This is a genomic window from Saccharothrix hoggarensis, from assembly GCF_052936025.1.
On record NZ_CP193624.1, the window covers coordinates 6,560,756 to 6,575,806 of the forward strand.

General features: G+C 73.1%; 14 protein-coding genes. 6 read left to right on the top strand and 8 right to left on the bottom strand.

All coding sequences use genetic code 11. The features are described 5' to 3' along the window. Nucleotides 1-46: 46 nt before the first annotated feature. Nucleotides 47-1,342: an isocitrate lyase/PEP mutase family protein gene (locus ACRAKH_RS29715; RefSeq protein ID WP_447009428.1), complete on the bottom strand. Its 1,296-nt coding sequence runs from the start codon at nt 1,340-1,342 to the stop codon at nt 47-49. 65 nt (nt 1,343-1,407) lie between these two features. Between ACRAKH_RS29715 and ACRAKH_RS29720 the strand changes: the two genes are divergently transcribed. Continuing rightward, nucleotides 1,408-2,091 (top strand): ArsR/SmtB family transcription factor, encoded by a 684-nt coding sequence (locus ACRAKH_RS29720; RefSeq protein WP_447009429.1) that lies wholly within the window; start codon nt 1,408-1,410, stop codon nt 2,089-2,091. Between the two features lie 71 nt (nt 2,092-2,162). On the opposite strand, the gene ACRAKH_RS29725 is transcribed toward ACRAKH_RS29720, so the two are convergent. Together ACRAKH_RS29725 and ACRAKH_RS29730 are read right to left on the bottom strand one after the other, a co-directional pair. After that, the gene (locus tag ACRAKH_RS29725) at nt 2,163-2,912 is read right to left on the bottom strand and encodes a PP2C family protein-serine/threonine phosphatase (protein WP_380722731.1); all 750 of its coding nucleotides are present in this window, start codon (nt 2,910-2,912) and stop codon (nt 2,163-2,165) included. A gap of 55 nt (nt 2,913-2,967) precedes the next feature. Further along, nucleotides 2,968-4,038: an ROK family transcriptional regulator gene (locus tag ACRAKH_RS29730; protein ID WP_380722729.1), complete on the bottom strand. Its 1,071-nt coding sequence runs from the start codon at nt 4,036-4,038 to the stop codon at nt 2,968-2,970. A gap of 52 nt (nt 4,039-4,090) precedes the next feature. Between ACRAKH_RS29730 and ACRAKH_RS29735 the strand changes: the two genes are divergently transcribed. Both ACRAKH_RS29735 and ACRAKH_RS29740 read left to right on the top strand, forming a co-directional pair. Then, entirely contained in the window at nt 4,091-5,110 is a 1,020-nt protein-coding gene (locus ACRAKH_RS29735; protein WP_380722727.1) for a Gfo/Idh/MocA family protein, read from the top strand. Beyond that, nucleotides 5,107-5,568: a heme-degrading domain-containing protein gene (locus tag ACRAKH_RS29740; protein ID WP_380722725.1), complete on the top strand. Its 462-nt coding sequence runs from the start codon at nt 5,107-5,109 to the stop codon at nt 5,566-5,568. The genes ACRAKH_RS29735 and ACRAKH_RS29740 overlap by 4 nt, the downstream gene beginning before the upstream one ends. A gap of 151 nt (nt 5,569-5,719) precedes the next feature. On the opposite strand, the gene ACRAKH_RS29745 is transcribed toward ACRAKH_RS29740, so the two are convergent. Then, nucleotides 5,720-6,832 carry a serine hydrolase domain-containing protein gene (locus tag ACRAKH_RS29745; RefSeq protein ID WP_380722723.1) on the bottom strand — a complete coding sequence of 371 codons (1,113 nt, stop codon included), beginning with the start codon at nt 6,830-6,832 and terminating at the stop codon, nt 5,720-5,722. 253 nt (nt 6,833-7,085) lie between these two features. Here ACRAKH_RS29745 and ACRAKH_RS29750 point away from each other — a divergent pair, with 253 nt between their 5' ends. Then, complete coding sequence (locus ACRAKH_RS29750; protein ID WP_380722721.1) at nt 7,086-8,708, top strand: glycosyl hydrolase family 18 protein; 1,623 nt, start codon at nt 7,086-7,088, stop codon at nt 8,706-8,708. A 124-nt stretch (nt 8,709-8,832) separates the two neighbouring features. Here the strand turns inward: ACRAKH_RS29750 and rfbB are convergent, their stop codons facing one another. Together rfbB and ACRAKH_RS29760 are read right to left on the bottom strand one after the other, a co-directional pair. Then, complete coding sequence (gene rfbB, locus ACRAKH_RS29755; protein WP_380722719.1) at nt 8,833-9,816, bottom strand: dTDP-glucose 4,6-dehydratase; 984 nt, start codon at nt 9,814-9,816, stop codon at nt 8,833-8,835. A 69-nt stretch (nt 9,817-9,885) separates the two neighbouring features. Beyond that, nucleotides 9,886-11,664 (bottom strand): M14 family zinc carboxypeptidase, encoded by a 1,779-nt coding sequence (locus tag ACRAKH_RS29760; protein ID WP_380722717.1) that lies wholly within the window; start codon nt 11,662-11,664, stop codon nt 9,886-9,888. Nucleotides 11,665-11,816: 152 nt separating this feature from the next. Between ACRAKH_RS29760 and ACRAKH_RS29765 the strand changes: the two genes are divergently transcribed. Further along, entirely contained in the window at nt 11,817-12,059 is a 243-nt protein-coding gene (locus ACRAKH_RS29765; RefSeq protein ID WP_380722715.1) for a DUF2630 family protein, read from the top strand. Between the two features lie 252 nt (nt 12,060-12,311). Here the strand turns inward: ACRAKH_RS29765 and ACRAKH_RS29770 are convergent, their stop codons facing one another. Together ACRAKH_RS29770 and ACRAKH_RS29775 are read right to left on the bottom strand one after the other, a co-directional pair. Further along, nucleotides 12,312-12,854 (bottom strand): RICIN domain-containing protein, encoded by a 543-nt coding sequence (locus tag ACRAKH_RS29770; RefSeq protein WP_380722713.1) that lies wholly within the window; start codon nt 12,852-12,854, stop codon nt 12,312-12,314. Nucleotides 12,855-13,003: 149 nt separating this feature from the next. After that, nucleotides 13,004-14,032, bottom strand: a complete 1,029-nt coding sequence (locus ACRAKH_RS29775) for a helix-turn-helix transcriptional regulator (RefSeq protein ID WP_380722711.1) — start codon at nt 14,030-14,032, stop codon at nt 13,004-13,006. Between the two features lie 127 nt (nt 14,033-14,159). Here ACRAKH_RS29775 and ACRAKH_RS29780 point away from each other — a divergent pair, with 127 nt between their 5' ends. After that, nucleotides 14,160-14,972, top strand: a complete 813-nt coding sequence (locus ACRAKH_RS29780; protein WP_380722709.1) for a MerR family transcriptional regulator — start codon at nt 14,160-14,162, stop codon at nt 14,970-14,972. Nucleotides 14,973-15,051: the final 79 nt, after the last annotated feature.

Here is a 15,051-nt window from a genome sequence, read left to right on the forward strand (position 1 = left end):
GGCTCAGCGGGCCCGTTGGGGTGGCTCAGCGGCCCGTCGGCGTGGCTCAGCGGCCCGTCGCCAGCCGTTGGACCTCGTCGTAGCCGGGCACGTCGTCCGGGGCGGCCCGGCCGTCACGCACGGCGAGCGCGGTGCGGACCGTTTCGCCGAGGGCCGCGCGGAACAGCAGCGACCCCGTGCTGACCCGCCGCACGCCGAGGTCCTTCAGCACCCGGACGTCGCGCTGCGCCAGCACGTTCAGCGGCACGGGCACGGCCGCAGCGATGTCCGCGATCTCCCGCTCGTCGGTCAGGCCGGGCACGAACACGCCGTCCGCGCCCGCGTCCACGTACCGGGCGGCGCGGGCCGACGTCGAGTCCCGGTCGACGCCGAGCCAGTGCGTGTCCACCCGCGCGTTGACGAACAGCCCCGGCGCGGCGTCCTTGAACGCCCGCACGATCGCCGCCTGCTCCTCCGGGTCGGCCAGCGCCTCGCCGCGCCCGTCCTCGACGTTCACGCCGGCCACGCCCAGCTCCCACAGCTCCGCCGCCAGGTCCCGCACGTCGCCGCCGAACCCCGCCTCGACGTCCACGGAGATCGGCACGGGCAGCCGCACCAGGCGACGGGCCAGCGCCAGCGTCTCCTCCCGCGCCGCGCCGGCCGCGTCCGGGAGGCCGTGCGCCGCCGCGACGCCCAGGCTCGTCGTGCCGACGGCCGGGAAGCCGGCCCGCACCAGCGCCACCGCCGACGCGAAGTCCCACGCGTTCGGGAGGACGAGGAAGTCGTCGTGCAGCCGGTGGAACGCGCGCGAGCCCTCGACCAGCGCCAACGCGTGCGCCCGTCCGGGGCACTCGTGGCGGCCGGCGCCGAACCAGGCGTCGCCCAGGTCCACCTCGACCACCCGCCCGTCCGGCGCGACGCGTCGCGTGACCGGCACCGGCGGCTCGACGTCCGCGACCAGCGCGACCGTCGCGTCGCACGCCTGCACCAGCAGCCCGATGCGGTTGGCGGTCTCCTCGTCCCACGTGCCGCCGCACGCCTCGACCAGCCGGGCCACCGCCGCGTCGGCCTCCGGCGTGACGGTGACGTGCGGCTGGTAGCACCCGGCGACGAGCCGCACGTCCGGCGCGACGGACCGCGGCAGCCCCAGCGCCTCCGCCAGCACCGCCACCGGCGTCCCCGGCCGGCGCAGGGCGGCGACGTCCACAGTGGGCAGGACGTGCTCGGCCAACGCCCGCCGCCGCACGTGGTCCGCGCCTTCGCTGAACCGCGCGACGGTGGCGCGCAACCACGCCACCCCCGACCCGGCCGCCGGCACCGGTGGGACCACGTACGCCTCGTTCCGCAGGACCTCCGAAGTCATGGGGCGAACGTACGGCCGGATCACTTCGGCGCGCGCCGAAACGTCGGCGGCGCACAATGGCGGACGTGGCAGCCGACGAACTCGCGGACCTGGCCGCGCTGCTGGCCGACCGCAGCCGGGCGCGGTTCCTGCTCGCGCTCCTGGACGGCAAGGCGTGGACGTCCGGAGAATTGGCCGCGGCCGCCGACGTCGCGCCGTCCACGGCCAGCGAGCACCTGACCCGGCTCGTCCGCGGCGGCCTGCTGGTGGAGCGGCGGCAGGGGCGGCACCGGTACGTCCAGCTGGCCGGCCCGCGCCAGGCGCGGCTGCTCGAAGACCTGCTCGCCTACCTCGGCCCCGCGGCGCCGGCCCGGCCGACCCTCGCCGCCGCCACCGCCGACCAGGCGCTCCGACGGGGCCGGACGTGCTACGACCACCTCGCCGGACGGCTCGGCGTGGCGATCACCGACGCCATGACGTCCCGCGGGCTGCTCACCGACGACCTGGCCGTCACCGACGTCGGGCTCGCGTGGCTGCGGGACGCACTCGCCTTCACCCCGCCGACCGGCCGCCGGCCGCTCGCCAAGGCGTGCCTGGACTGGACCGAGCGGAGGTCCCACCTGGCGGGCGCGGCCGGGGCGCACGTGTGCGCGCACCTGCACGCGGAGGGGTGGGTGCGCCGGGTCGGGACCGGGCGGGCGGTCCGCCTCACGCCGACCGGGGAGGCGGCGCTGCGGGACCTGCTCGACGTGGACGTGTCCGCACCCTGAGCCCCCTCGGCTTCACCGGACGCCGCCCGGACACCCCGGACGCCCGCCGGCCCGTCCCGGGTCAGCCGGGGTCAGCGGGTCAGCCAGGTCGGCAGCCACGACGAGTTGCCCGACGGCAGCACGTCGACCACGACGCACGTGATGTTGTCGGGCCCGCCGGCCTCGTTGGCCGCGTCGATCAGCGCCCGCACGGTCTCGTCGCCGTCCGCCGTCGCCGTCAGCAGCTCGCCGATCCGGTCCGGCGGCACGACGTCCGACAGCCCGTCCGAGCAGATCAGGTAGCGGTCGCCCGCCTCCACGTCCTGGAAGAACAGGTCCGGGTCGTGCGCGCTGCCCGCTTGCAGCGCCCGCATGAGCATGGACCTGCCGGGGTGCTCGGCGGCCTGCTCCGCGGCCATCCGGCCCTCGTCGACGAGCGCCTGCACCATCGTGTGGTCGCGGGTGATCTGGGTCAGCGCGCCCTCGCGGACGAGGTAGCAGCGCGAGTCCCCGATGTGCCCGACCGCGAACCGCTCGCCGTCCCACAGCAGCGCGGTGAGCGTGGTGCCCATGCCGCGCATGTCGAAGTTCTCCTCGGCCAGGTCGGTCAGCCGGATGGCGATCTCCCGGGCCGCGCCGGCCAGCTCACCGAGGGGGTCGTCGGACTCCACGTCGAGGTCGGCCAGCACCGCCACCGCGATCGAACTCGCCACTTCGCCGTACGCGTGCCCGCCCATGCCGTCGGCGACGGCGAACAGGCGCTCGGTGAAGTACAGGGAGTCCTCGTTCGCATCACGGCGCAGGCCGGTGTCGGTCCCGACGGCGTACCGGAGCGCATACATGCCGCACAGTGAATCACCCGCACGAGTGCCCGTGAGCAGGGCATGTCCAATTCGGTCACCTGGGACGGCCGTAGAACTCGCTCAGGAGCAGCATCGCCGCCCCGGCCGCCACGACGTCATCACCCAGCGGGGTGATCGACACGTCCACCGGCAGCCACTCGTCCTTGGGCAGCCGGGCGCGCACGCCTTCGAGGTAGGCGTCGGGTTGGGCGAGGACCGCGCGACCCGCCAGCACGACGTGGTCGATGTCGAGCAGCTGCACCAGGTCGGCCACCGCGACCCCCACCACGGACGTCGCCTCGACCAGGTCGCCGCGGGCGGCGGCGAGGTTGTGCAGGGCCTCGATGCACCCGCTGCGCCCGCACACGCACGGCGGGCCGTCGAGCTGGATCGTGGTGTGCCCGTACTCGCCCGCGTTGGTGCGGACGCCCCGGTGCACGCGGCCGTCCAGCAGCATGCCGATGCCGAGGCCGGTGCCGACGAGCACGAGCACCGCGTCCCGCAGCTCCTCGCCGCGCCGCCACGCCTCGGCGACGACCGCCGTGTTCGTGTCCTTGTCGAGGACGACCGGCAGGCCCAGGCGTTGCTCGGCCAACGCGCGCAGCGGCACGTCCTGCCACTCGGTCAGGCCGGTCGGGTAGTGCACGACGCCGGTGCGGTGGTCGAGCGGTCCGACGAACCCGATGCCGACGCCGAGCAGCCGGTCGCCGGACAGCCGGTCGCCGCCCAGCTCGTCGGTGCGCAGGGCGTCCACGAGGCGGGTCAGCTCGGCGACGAACGTGGGCGGGTCGAAGTCGGGTGGCAGCGGCGCGACGGCCCGCTCCAGCACCGTGCCCGCGAGGTCGGTGAGCACGACGCGCAGCTCGTCCCGCTCGACCTGGGCCCCGAGCGCGAACCTGCTGTCGGCGACGAGCTTGAGCAGGGTGCGCGGCTTGCCGACGCCGACGTTGCGGGTGCCGGACTCGACCAGCAGGCCGTCGTCGATGAGCCTGCTCACCACCTTGGACACCGCCTGCGGGGTGAGCCCGCTGCGGTCGGCCAGCTCCACCCTGGTCACGGCGCCGGACCTGGCCAGGCCCAGCACCACCGCGTCGTTGTATCCCCGCAGGAAGCGCAAGTTGGGCACCCGGCCATCATGACATCTGGCGTTTTACTACACACCGTTGCTTTAATGCGGTATGCCCCTCCGCACCGGACTGCTCGGCTACGGCATCGCTGGCCGCGTCTTCCACGCGCCCCTGATCGCGGCCACCCCGGACCTTGAGCTGACCGCCGTCGTCACGTCCGGCCCGGCGCGGCGCGCGCAGGCCGCCGCCGAGCACCCCGACGCCGAGCTCCCGCACACCGTCGAGGACCTGTTCGGGCTCGACCTCGACCTGATCGTGGTCGCCACCCCGAACCGGACCCACGTGCCGCTCGCGCTGGCGGCCATCGAGGCGGGCCTGCCGGTCGTCGTGGACAAGCCGTTCGCGCCCACGTCCGCCGACGCCCGCCGCGTGCTCCAGGCGGCCCGCTACCGGGACGTGCCGGTGACCGTGTTCCAGAACCGGCGGTGGGACAGCGACTTCCGCACCGTCCGGTCGCTCGTCGCCGACGGCGCGCTGGGCGCGGTGACGCGGTTCGAGTCGCGGTTCGAGCGGTGGGCGCCGGACGTGTGGGACAACTGGCGCGAGCTCGGCGCCCCCGAGGAGGCGGGCGGGCTGCTGTACGACCTCGGCGCGCACCTCGTCGACCAGGCGTTGGAGCTGTTCGGGCCGGTGTCCGCGGTGTACGCGGAGCTGGACCTGCGCCGTCCGGGCGTTCAGGTGGACGACGACGTGTTCGTCGCGCTGACCCACGTGAACGGCGTGCGGTCGCACCTGTGGGCGAGCTCCACCGCCTCGCACCACGGCCCCCGGTTCCGCGTGCTCGGCTCGGAGGCCGCGTACGTGTCGGAGGGGCTGGACCGCCAGGAGGAAGCCCTCGCCACCGGCAAGCCGTTTGACGATTTGTCGACATGCGGCCGTCTGGGGCTGCCGGACCACGCCGAAGAGGTCGTCGGCCTGCCCGGCGCCTACTCGGAGTTCTACCGGCTGCTGGTCGCCGCGCTCCGCGACGGCAGCCCGCTGCCGGTGGACCCGGAGTCCGCGGTGCGCGCGCTGGAAGTGATCGAGGCGGCGTTCACCTCCGCCCGGACCGGACAGGTGGTGTCGCTGTGAGCTTGTTGGAGACGTTGGCCGAGCAGGAGGAGCGGCTGGTGTTCACGTCGTTCGACAACGACGTGGCGCTGGCGCTGGGCGCGTTCCTGCTGGACGCGGCCCGTGCCCGGGGGCTGCCGGTGACCATCTCCGTGCGGCGCGGGGCGCAACGCCTGTTCCACGCCGCGCTGCCGGGCACGTCCGCCGACAACGACGAGTGGATCGACCGGAAGAGCCGGGTGGTGGACCGGTACGCCCGCAGCTCGTACCGGGTCGGCGAGACGTTCCGCGCGAACGGCCGCACGTTCGAGGAGGACTCCCGCCTGGACCCCGACCGCTACGCCGCGCACGGCGGCGTGTTCCCGGTCAACGTCGTCGGCGTGGGCATGGTGGGCACCGTGGGCGTCTCCGGCCTGCCCCAAGCCGAGGACCACGCGTTCGTCGTGGAGCAGCTGGAGAAGTTCCTGGCCGGCACCTGACCGCGGGCGCACCAGGCTGACCGCCCCAGCCGCGCCCCCTCCCCGACGCCGTCCTGCCCCCGGACGTCGTCGGACCGGCGTGAGGGGCTTCCCGTGCCATCGGGAAGCCCCTCACGCCGAACGCCGCGGGCCGCTCAGCCCCGCCCCACCGTCAGCAGAAGACCTCCGCCAGCACCTCCTCGTACCCGGTGACCTGCCCCGGGTCCGGGGCGGAGGTCATGGACGCGGTCAGGCGGGTCTTCGTGTCCTCCGTGCTCAGCACCACGCTGGAGTAGCCGGGGATGCCCCCGCCGTGCCCCCACACCTTCACGCCGCACGGCAGCTCGGTCGCCTCGATCCCCAGGCCGTAGCCGGCGGTGTGCGGCAGGACCGACGTCAGCTCCGCCCGCTGCTCCGGGCGCAGCAGGCGGCCGTCGAGCAGGGCGTCCGCGAACCGGTCCAGGTCGGCCGTCGTGGAGATCATCTCGCCCGCCGCGTACGCGATCGACGGGTTGATCTCGGTGATGTCGACGACCTGCCCCGCCGCCCGGACGTACCCGTGCGCGTGCGGACCGGGGATGGCGGTGCGGGTGCCCGGCACGGACGTCCCGCTCAAGCCCAGCGGCCGGATGACGCGCTGGTGCACGGCGTCGCCGTACGGGCGCCCGGTGACCTTCTCGACCAGCAGGCCCGCGACGACGTAGTTGGTGTTCGAGTACCGCCAGCTCGTGCCCGGCTCGAAGTCGAGCGGCCGGGCCGTGGCCAGGGCCACCAGCTCGGCGGGCGCCCACGTCCGGTACCGGATGCCCTCGAAGTCGTCCGGGTCGAGCGGCAGGGCGGCGGTGTAGTTGTAGAGACCGCTGGTGTGCTGGAGCACCTGCCGCACGGTGATCCGGTCGCCGTGCGGCAGCAGCCCCGGCAGGTACCGGCCCACGGGCGCGTCCAGCTCGACCCGGCCCTCACCGGCCAGCTGGAGCACCACGGTCGACACGAACGTCTTGGTGATGCTGCCGACCCGGAACCGGCCGTCGGTCGGCACGGGCCGCGGCGAGTCGACCCGCGCCGTGCCGGCACGGGCGGTGAACTGGTGCCGACCGTCCGTGACGCGGATCTGCACGCCCTGCGCGCCGGTCCGCGCCATCTCGTCCAACGCCCGCTGCACGGCCTGCCGGTCGATCCGGTCGTGACCGGCCCCGGCGCCCGGCTCGGCCACCGCCGTGCCGCCGACGACCGCCGTCGCCAACCCCACGACGGCCGCCACGGCCACTGCCCTCGTCCCCCGCATGTCCTGTCCTTCCGTCGAACGTCGAGGAGACCGAGTCTGGCCATTCGGCGACGCCCCGCCGTCCCCCTCTGGTGGGGAAAGCGCCGCGACTTTAGGCTCATCCACCCCTAGTGGTCCCGAACGCCCGGAACCGGTTCCGGAACGCCAACCACTAGGCCATTCGAGTGACGACAATGGTCTAGACCTTGACCGTGAAGTGGTCTGAACCACATGGTGGCGTCAACCCTGCACTCCTTTCCTGACAAGGAGCACGATGTCCAAGATCCGATGGCATGTCACAGCGTTGTTCGTGGCGGTCGCCACGTTGGTGGTGGGGCTGGTCGTCGCGCCCGCGGCGAGCGGCGCGGGCGGCGTTTCGGCCACCTTCAGCAAGGGCTCGGACTGGGGCACCGGCTACGAGGGCAAGTACACGATCAAGAACGGCGGCACCGCCGCCCTCACCTCGTGGACGGTCGAGTTCGACCTGCCCGCCGGCCACAAGGTCAGCTCCCTGTGGGACGGCTCGTACACCACCAGCGGCCAGCACGTGACCGTGAAGAACACGTGGAACGGCAACGTGGGCGTCGGCGGCACGGTGAGCTTCGGCTTCAACGTCTCGTACTCCGGCGCGTACTCCGGTCCCGCCAACTGCAAGCTGAACGGCGCGTCGTGCGAGGCCGGCGGGGTCGACCCGACGTCGAGCACCTCGACCACCACGACGACGACCACCACCACGACCACGACGACCACCACCACGACGACGGGCAACCCGCCGCCGCCCGGCACCAAGAACCTGGGCTACTTCACCCAGTGGGGCGTCTACGGCCGCCAGTACTTCGTGAAGAACATCCACACCAGCGGTTCGGCCGCGAAGCTGACGCACATCAACTACGCGTTCGGCAACGTGCAGAACGGCCAGTGCACCATCGGTGACGCCTACGCCGACTACGACATGGCCTACACCGCCGCGAACTCCGTGGACGGCGTCGCCGACACGTGGGACACCGGCTCCCTGCGCGGCTCGTTCAACCAGCTGCGCAAGCTGAAGAAGATGTACCCGCACATCAAGGTGCTGTGGTCGTTCGGCGGTTGGACCTGGTCCGGCGGCTTCGGCCAGGCGGCCCAGAACCCGGCGGCCTTCGCCGACTCCTGCTACAAGCTGGTCGAGGACCCGCGCTGGGCGGACGTGTTCGACGGCATCGACATCGACTGGGAGTACCCGAACGCCTGCGGTCTGACCTGCGACACCTCCGGCTTCAGCTCGATGAAGACCGTGTCCCAGGCCCTGCGCGCGCGCTTCGGCGCCAACAACCTGGTGACGGCCGCCATCACGGCGGACGGCTCCAACGGCGGCAAGATCGACGCGGCCGACTACGGCGGCGCGGCGCAGTACCTCGACTGGTACAACGTCATGACGTACGACTACTTCGGCGCCTGGGCGGCGCAGGGTCCGACGGCCCCGCACTCGCCGCTGACGTCCTACCCCGGCATCCCGACCGCCGGCTTCAACTCCGACGCGGCGATCCAGAAGCTGAAGGCCAAGGGCGTCCCGGCGTCCAAGCTGCTGCTCGGCATCGGCTTCTACGGCCGCGGCTGGACCGGCGTGACCCAGTCCGCGCCGGGCGGCACGGCGACCGGCGCGGCGCCGGGCACCTACGAGGCGGGCATCGAGGACTACAAGGTCCTCAAGACCAAGTGCCCGGCCACCGGCACCGTCGCGGGCACGGCGTACGCGCACTGCGGCAACCAGTGGTGGAGCTACGACACCCCCGCCACCATCGGCGGCAAGATGACGTACGCCAAGAACCAGGGTCTCGGCGGCGCGTTCTTCTGGGCGCTCGACGGTGACACCGCGAACGGCGAGCTGATCACCGCGATCGGCAACGGCCTCAAGTAACACCCCCGCACGACCGAAGGGCCCCGCAGGCGTCCCCCCTGCGGGGTCCTTCGTCGTCGTACGGCCCGGCGGAACGGCGCGGCGTACGGCCGGCTGAACGACGCCGCGAAACGGCCGGGGACGGTCAGCCGGTCCAGGAGGTCTCGGAGACGGGGCTCCGGTCGCGCAGCGGCTCCCACCAGGACCGGTTGTCGGCGTACCAGCGGATGGTGTCGCGCACGCCCGACTCGAACGGCACCCGCGGCTCCCAGCCCAGCTCGCGCCGGATCTTCGCCGAGTCCAGCAGGTAGCGCCGGTCGTGGCCGGGGCGGTCCGGCACGGTCGCCTTCCGGGACGCGGGCAGTCCGAGCTCGTCCAGCACGAGGTCGGCGATCTCCTCGACGCTCGCCTCCACGCCCGTGCCCACGTGGTACGTCTCGCCGACCCGCCCGCGCAGCAGCACGGCCTCGATCGCCCGGCAGTGGTCGAGCACGTGGACCCACTCGCGCCGGTTGTCCTTCGACGCGTAGACCGGCAGGTCGCCGCCGTCCAGCGCCCGCGTCGTGAACAGCGGCAGCACCTTCTCCGGGAACTGGTTCGGCCCGTAGTTGTTCGCGCAGTTCGTGATGGTCACCGGCAGGCCGAACGTCTCCGAGTACGCCCGCACCGCGTGGTCCGCGCCGGCCTTGCTCGCGTTGTACGGCGTGCGCGGCCGGTACGGGGACTCCTCCGTGAACGCCGAGCCGGCGTCCAGCGGCAGGTCCCCGTACACCTCGCACGTCGAGATGTGGTGGAACCGCCGGACACCCGCTTGCCGCGCGGCCTCCAGCAACGCCTGCGTGCCCAGCACGTTGGTGCGGAAGAACCGGGTCGGGTCGAGCACGGCGAGGCTGTTGTGCGACTCGGCGGCGAAGTTCACCACCACGTCGATCCCGGTCAGGTCGGCCGAGGCGATGTCGCCGTGGACGAACGTGATCCGGTCGCGCACGTCGGCCAGGTTCGTCTCGGTGCCCGCGTACGTCAGCGCGTCCAGCGCCACCACGCGGTCCTCCGGGTGCTCGGCCACCCAGTGGCGGGTGAAGTGGGACCCGATGAACCCGGCCGCGCCGGTCACGAGGACTGAGGTCATGCGCCGCACGCTACCGACGGGGGCGGCCCGCGCGCCGGAGCACGCGGGCCGCCGTGGAGGCGGGAGCGACTACAGCGTGAGGCTCCACGAGTTCAGGTACCCGGTGTCCGCCGAGTAAACGTCCTGGACCCGGAGCTTCCACGCGCCGTTGCGCGCCTCCGACGAGACGTTCGCCGTGTAGGTGGTGTCGATGTTGTCGCCCGAGTCGTTGTTCGACGCCTTCAGGCGGTACGCCGTGCCGTCCGGCGCGACGAGGTCGATCACCACGTCACCCCGGTAGGTGTGCACGATGTGCACCTCCACCTGGGACGTCGCCGAGGCGTTGCCCTCGCAGCCCGCGATGGTGATGGTGCTGGTCACGGCCGCGCCGTTGTCCGGGATGGCCACGTCGGCGTCGTTGGTGGCCTTCGCGCAGCCGACCGGCGGGTTGCCGCCGCCGCCGTACGGGTTGGCCGCCTTCTTGGCCGCGTACATCAGCATCGGCTTCGTCTTCGGCCAGAACGTCGACGCCTGGCACGAGTAGGTCGGGAAGAAGCCGGAGCAGGTGCCCGACGACGGCCCGATCTCCCACACGAACGACGCCACGCCCAGGTCGTCGTACACCCAGTCGTCCGTCGCGCCCGCCGCGTTGTACAGCACCTCCCCCGGCTGCCCGTACTGCCAGCCGCCGGCCAGGGACGCCATGTCGCGCGCCATGCCGCGCAGCGCCGCGTCGTTGCCCGTCTTGTACGACGTCGTCCAGCCCCACGGGAACAGGACCAGGTTCGAGTAGCTGTGCATGGAGATGACGACACCGGTGGTGTCGAGCGGCGCGGCGTCGGTCACGCCGGTGCCGCGGCGGTCGCGGTACAGGTTGCGCCACAGGGCCTGCAACGCCCGCGTCTCGACCTCGGAGTTCGCCGACGGGCCCTTGTACGTCTGGTCGCACGGGTTGGACGACGTGCCCGCGCCGCCCCAGTGCGAGTCGGTGTTGCGGTTGAGGTCGACGCCGATCTGCGACGACGACGTGCCCGAGCAGTTCGAACCGTTGGTGGTGTTGGCGTTCTTGCGCTGGTAGCGCGGCGAGTTGCCGCCCTGCTGCACGATGTTCACGCCGTCCGGGTTGGCGATCGGCACCACCCACACCTCGGTGGTGTCCAGCAGCGCCGTGACCTCGGCGTCGACACCGTAACCGCTGGTCAGGTGGTCGATCCAGCGCCAGGCGACGTCACCGGTGGTCAGCTCGCGGGCGTGCAGCTGGCCCATCACGAAGAACCGGGGCTTCGGCGCGGACGTGTTCAGCGCGCAGTCGCCGGCGTTCTTCTTGGTGATGCAGATGGCCCGCAGGTCGTAGCCGCCCGCGCCCTGGGTCTTGCGCCACGAGTCGCCGTAGTCGACCAGCGTGGTCAGGTTCGGGTAGTTCTGGCCGACCAGGTCGAGGTGCGACCAGTGGGCGTTGATGGTGCGGTAGCCGCCGTAGTAGGTCTCGTTGACGTCGGCCGCGTCGAACGTGGGCGACTGGGACTTCTTGGCGGGCGGCTGCCACTGCGGCGCGGGCAGCACCTCGTCGATGACGGCGCTGAAACCGGCCTGCTTGAGGCCGCCGCCGGTGGTCGCGTCGCCGAGCACGAACAGGTAGTCGCCGTCCCGGTCCTCCAGCACGTCGAAGCCGCGCCCGAGCAGGTTCTGGGCGGCGGCGCCGAGCGGCGCGTGGACCTTGTAGACGTAGGTCGGGCCGGCTTGCACGGCGGCGACCTCGGGTGCGGGGCCGGCGGTGCCGGGGGTGCCGCCGGTGACCACGGCGGCCGCCGCGATGCCGGCTATCGCGAGGGTCAGCAGGGAGCGTCTGGTCGACTTCGTCGACTTCACGGTTCTTCCTCCTAGGCAGGGTGAAACGGAGGATGGGGCATGAACGGCCCCCTGCACACCCTCCGTCCGGCCATACCTGGCCGTTATGGCCACCGGGTTTCGGCGCGGGCGCGCGAGGTACCCCGGATCTTGGTCCGGATGGAGGAGGAGTCGTGACTGATGAGGAACTGGTCGCGCGCATCACGCAGCTGGTGGACGAAGAGCACCAGCTGGAGGGCTCGCGCATCGGCGAGGGCCTGAGCGAGGGTGACGCCCGCCGGCTGCGCGACCTCGAAGTGGCCCTCGACCAGACGTGGGACCTGCTCCGGCAGCGCCGGGCGCGGCGGGCGGCGGGCATGGACCCGGACGGCGCCGAGCCGCGCGACCCCGGCACCGTGGAGGGCTACCGCCAGTAGCCACGGCCGGTAGCCGCGGGGTCGGTCGTCGTGGGAGGTCGGCCCGGACGGCGGTCGGGCCGGCCTCCCATGCCGACCGGTCGGCGGATCGCGCGACATGCGGCCGGGCGACGCGCACCGGCCGTCGGGCACCGGTCTGGACGGCGGTCGGGCCGGTGTCCGACGGCGGGCGGTCGGGTGGTCGGGCGGCGAGCAGTCAGCGGCGAGCAGTCGACGGCGGGCGGTCGGGAGGCGGCAGTCGGCGGCGGGCGGTCAGCCGACGTACCACCGCTGCTCGGCGCCGGTGCCGCACGGCCACTGGATGATCCCCACGCCGTCCGACTGCCAGCCGTTCGGCACGGCCATGCACTTGCCGGTGGCCACGTTGCGGAGCCGGATGCCCTTGTCGTACGCCCACTTCTGGAACGGCGAGGCGGAGCAGTCTTCCTGCCACACCTGCGCGCCGTTCGACGTGCTCTCGACGGCGATCGACAGGCACAGACCGCTCGCCACGTTCTCCAGCCCGTAGACCGGATTGCCGTACCCGTCGGTGTAGAGGCGGCTCACGCGCCACTCCTTCGAGTCCCCGGGCGGGTAACAGGAGAACTGGATCGCCTGTGTGAATTCCCGCGAGGTGCCGCCGGGGATGGCCAGGCACTTGTCGCTGTTCGCGTTGACGACCTTGGCGGTGAAGGCCGCCGCAGTGGCGTTCGCGGTGGCGGTGTTCGCGGAGGCGGCGGGCGCGGCGGCGGCCACCGCCGCGGTGACCGCCCCGGCCACCAGCGCGGTCCGGAGCAGTCGTGCGAAGCCGTGCATGGTTCTCCAGGTGCTTGTCGGTCGGGCCGGTCCGGACGGGCCGCTCGCGGAACCCCTCGACCCGCGAGCGCGCCCGTCGTGCGGGCCGAATCTGCACCAGCGTCGCCCCTCCCACCAGGCACCTCACGGCCACTGGCCGCAACCGGCCACTACAGCCACCCGCGCTTGGCCGCCGCCACGCCCGCCGCGAACCGGCTCTCCGCGCCGAGGTGCGCGAGGATCGCGCTGACGTGCCGGCGCACGCTCCGCACCGACGTGCCCGCCTGGTGCGCGATGGCGGTGTCGGTGAGGCCGGACGCCATCATCCGCAGCACCTTTTGCTGGACGGGTGTCAGCTCGCCCGCGCCCGCCCGGCCCGTGCCGGCGGCCGGCCCGGTGGCGCCCACCCGGACCACCGTGCTGCCCGGGTCGTCCCAGAGCAGGTCGAACCACTCCGTCAGCACGGCCAGCAGCGCGGGCGAGCGCACGTGCAGGGCGCCCGCGGCCCCGGACTCGTCGATGGTCACCAGGGCGACGGTGTCGTCCACGAGCATCATGCGCACGGGCACGGTGCGGCGGACCCTCGCCTGCTCCCCCGCCCGCACGGACTGCTCGACGCTGTACGCGCCCCACGTGTCGGACACGTGCTTCACGTCGTAGATCATCCGGAACTCGACGCCCGCCGCGATGGCGTCCTCGGGCGGCAGCAGCACGCCCTCGGTGGCCTTGCCGGACGCGAAGTGGCCGTTCAGGGTGGCCCGGAGCACCCGTTTCGGCGACCGGTAGAGGCCGGCGGCGAGGCGGGTCATCTCGGGGTGGTCGCGGACCACCTGCACCTCGTCGGCGCCGGGGTCGCCCGCCCCGCCCGCCAGGCCCGCCGTGGGCGGCACCATCGCCGCGAACCGCTCCCACGTCGTGGCGAGCTGGGTCTGGAGCTCCGCGAGCCTGCGGTGCTGGCGGTCCAGCAGGCGGCGCACCGCGATCGTCGGGTGCACGGCCCGGACGACCCGCTGCGGGCCGCTGCCGAGGACGGTCACCACCCCGGCGTCCACCAGCTCCCGCCACACCGGGTCGTCCGCGTCGAACCCGTCCGGGCCGGGGCCGACCGGCAGACCGTCCGAACGGGACAGCCGCTCGAACGCCTCCGCCGCCGCACCGCTGACGAGCCCGGTCAGCACGCCCGGTCCGTTGTCGCTCATGAGCCCCCCATGCACCCCCCGGCCTCCCCGAATCCTCCCAACAACGGGGTGCCCGGCGCAGCCGAACCGGTCGCTTGACCCGGCCCTTGGGGCAGCCCCGAGGCTCGTCGGCGTGGAGGATGGGCGGGTGGCACGGCTACTGGGCATCGGCGAGTTCTCGCGCCGGTCGCGCTTGTCGGTGAAGGCGCTGCGGCTGTACGAGCGGCAAGGACTGCTGCGGCCGGCCGAGGTCGGCGTCGGCAACGGCTACCGGCGGTACCGCGAGGAGCAGCTGGCGACGGCCCGCCTGGTGGCGTTGCTGCGCAGGCTGGACATGCCGCTCGCGGTGGTGGCCCGGATCGTCGCCGCGCCCGAGGACGACCGGGCGGACCTGGTGGCCGACTACTGGGCCGTGGTCGAGCACCGGCTGGCGGTGCAGCGGGGCCTGGCCGCCCACCTCCGCGTCGTGTTGTCCGGAGGGAAGGGGTTGTTGGACATGTACGAGGTCAAGCAGCGGGAAGTGCCCGAGCAGGTCGTGCTGACCGAGCAGCGGCACGTGCTCCAGCCGGCGTTGGTCGACTGGATCGGCGCCGCCATGAACCGCCTGGAGAAGGCGGCCGGGGCGTGCGGCGGCATCTCGGCGGCGCCGTTCGTGGTCTACCACGGCGAGGTCAACGAGGACAGCGACGGCCCGGTGGAGGCGTGCGTCCCGGTCGACGTCGCGAGCGGGCCGACCAGCACGGCGTCGCGCGTGGAGCCGGCGCACCGGGAGGCGTACGTGCGGCTGAAGAAGGCGCAGGTGGTGTTCCCGCAGATCCTGTCGGCCTACGACGCGGTGGCGACGTGGGTGAAGGAGAACGACCTGGTGATCGCGGACTCGCCGCGTGAGGTGTACTTCGCGGACATCGCGGCCGCCGGGCCGGACGACGAGGTCTGCGACATCGCCTTCCCCGTGCGGTGAGGTTCGGCGGCGAGCTGTGACGGGCGGCCCGCCGCGGCCGGTGGTGACCGGCGACGACCGGGCGGCCGGCTTGCGTTGA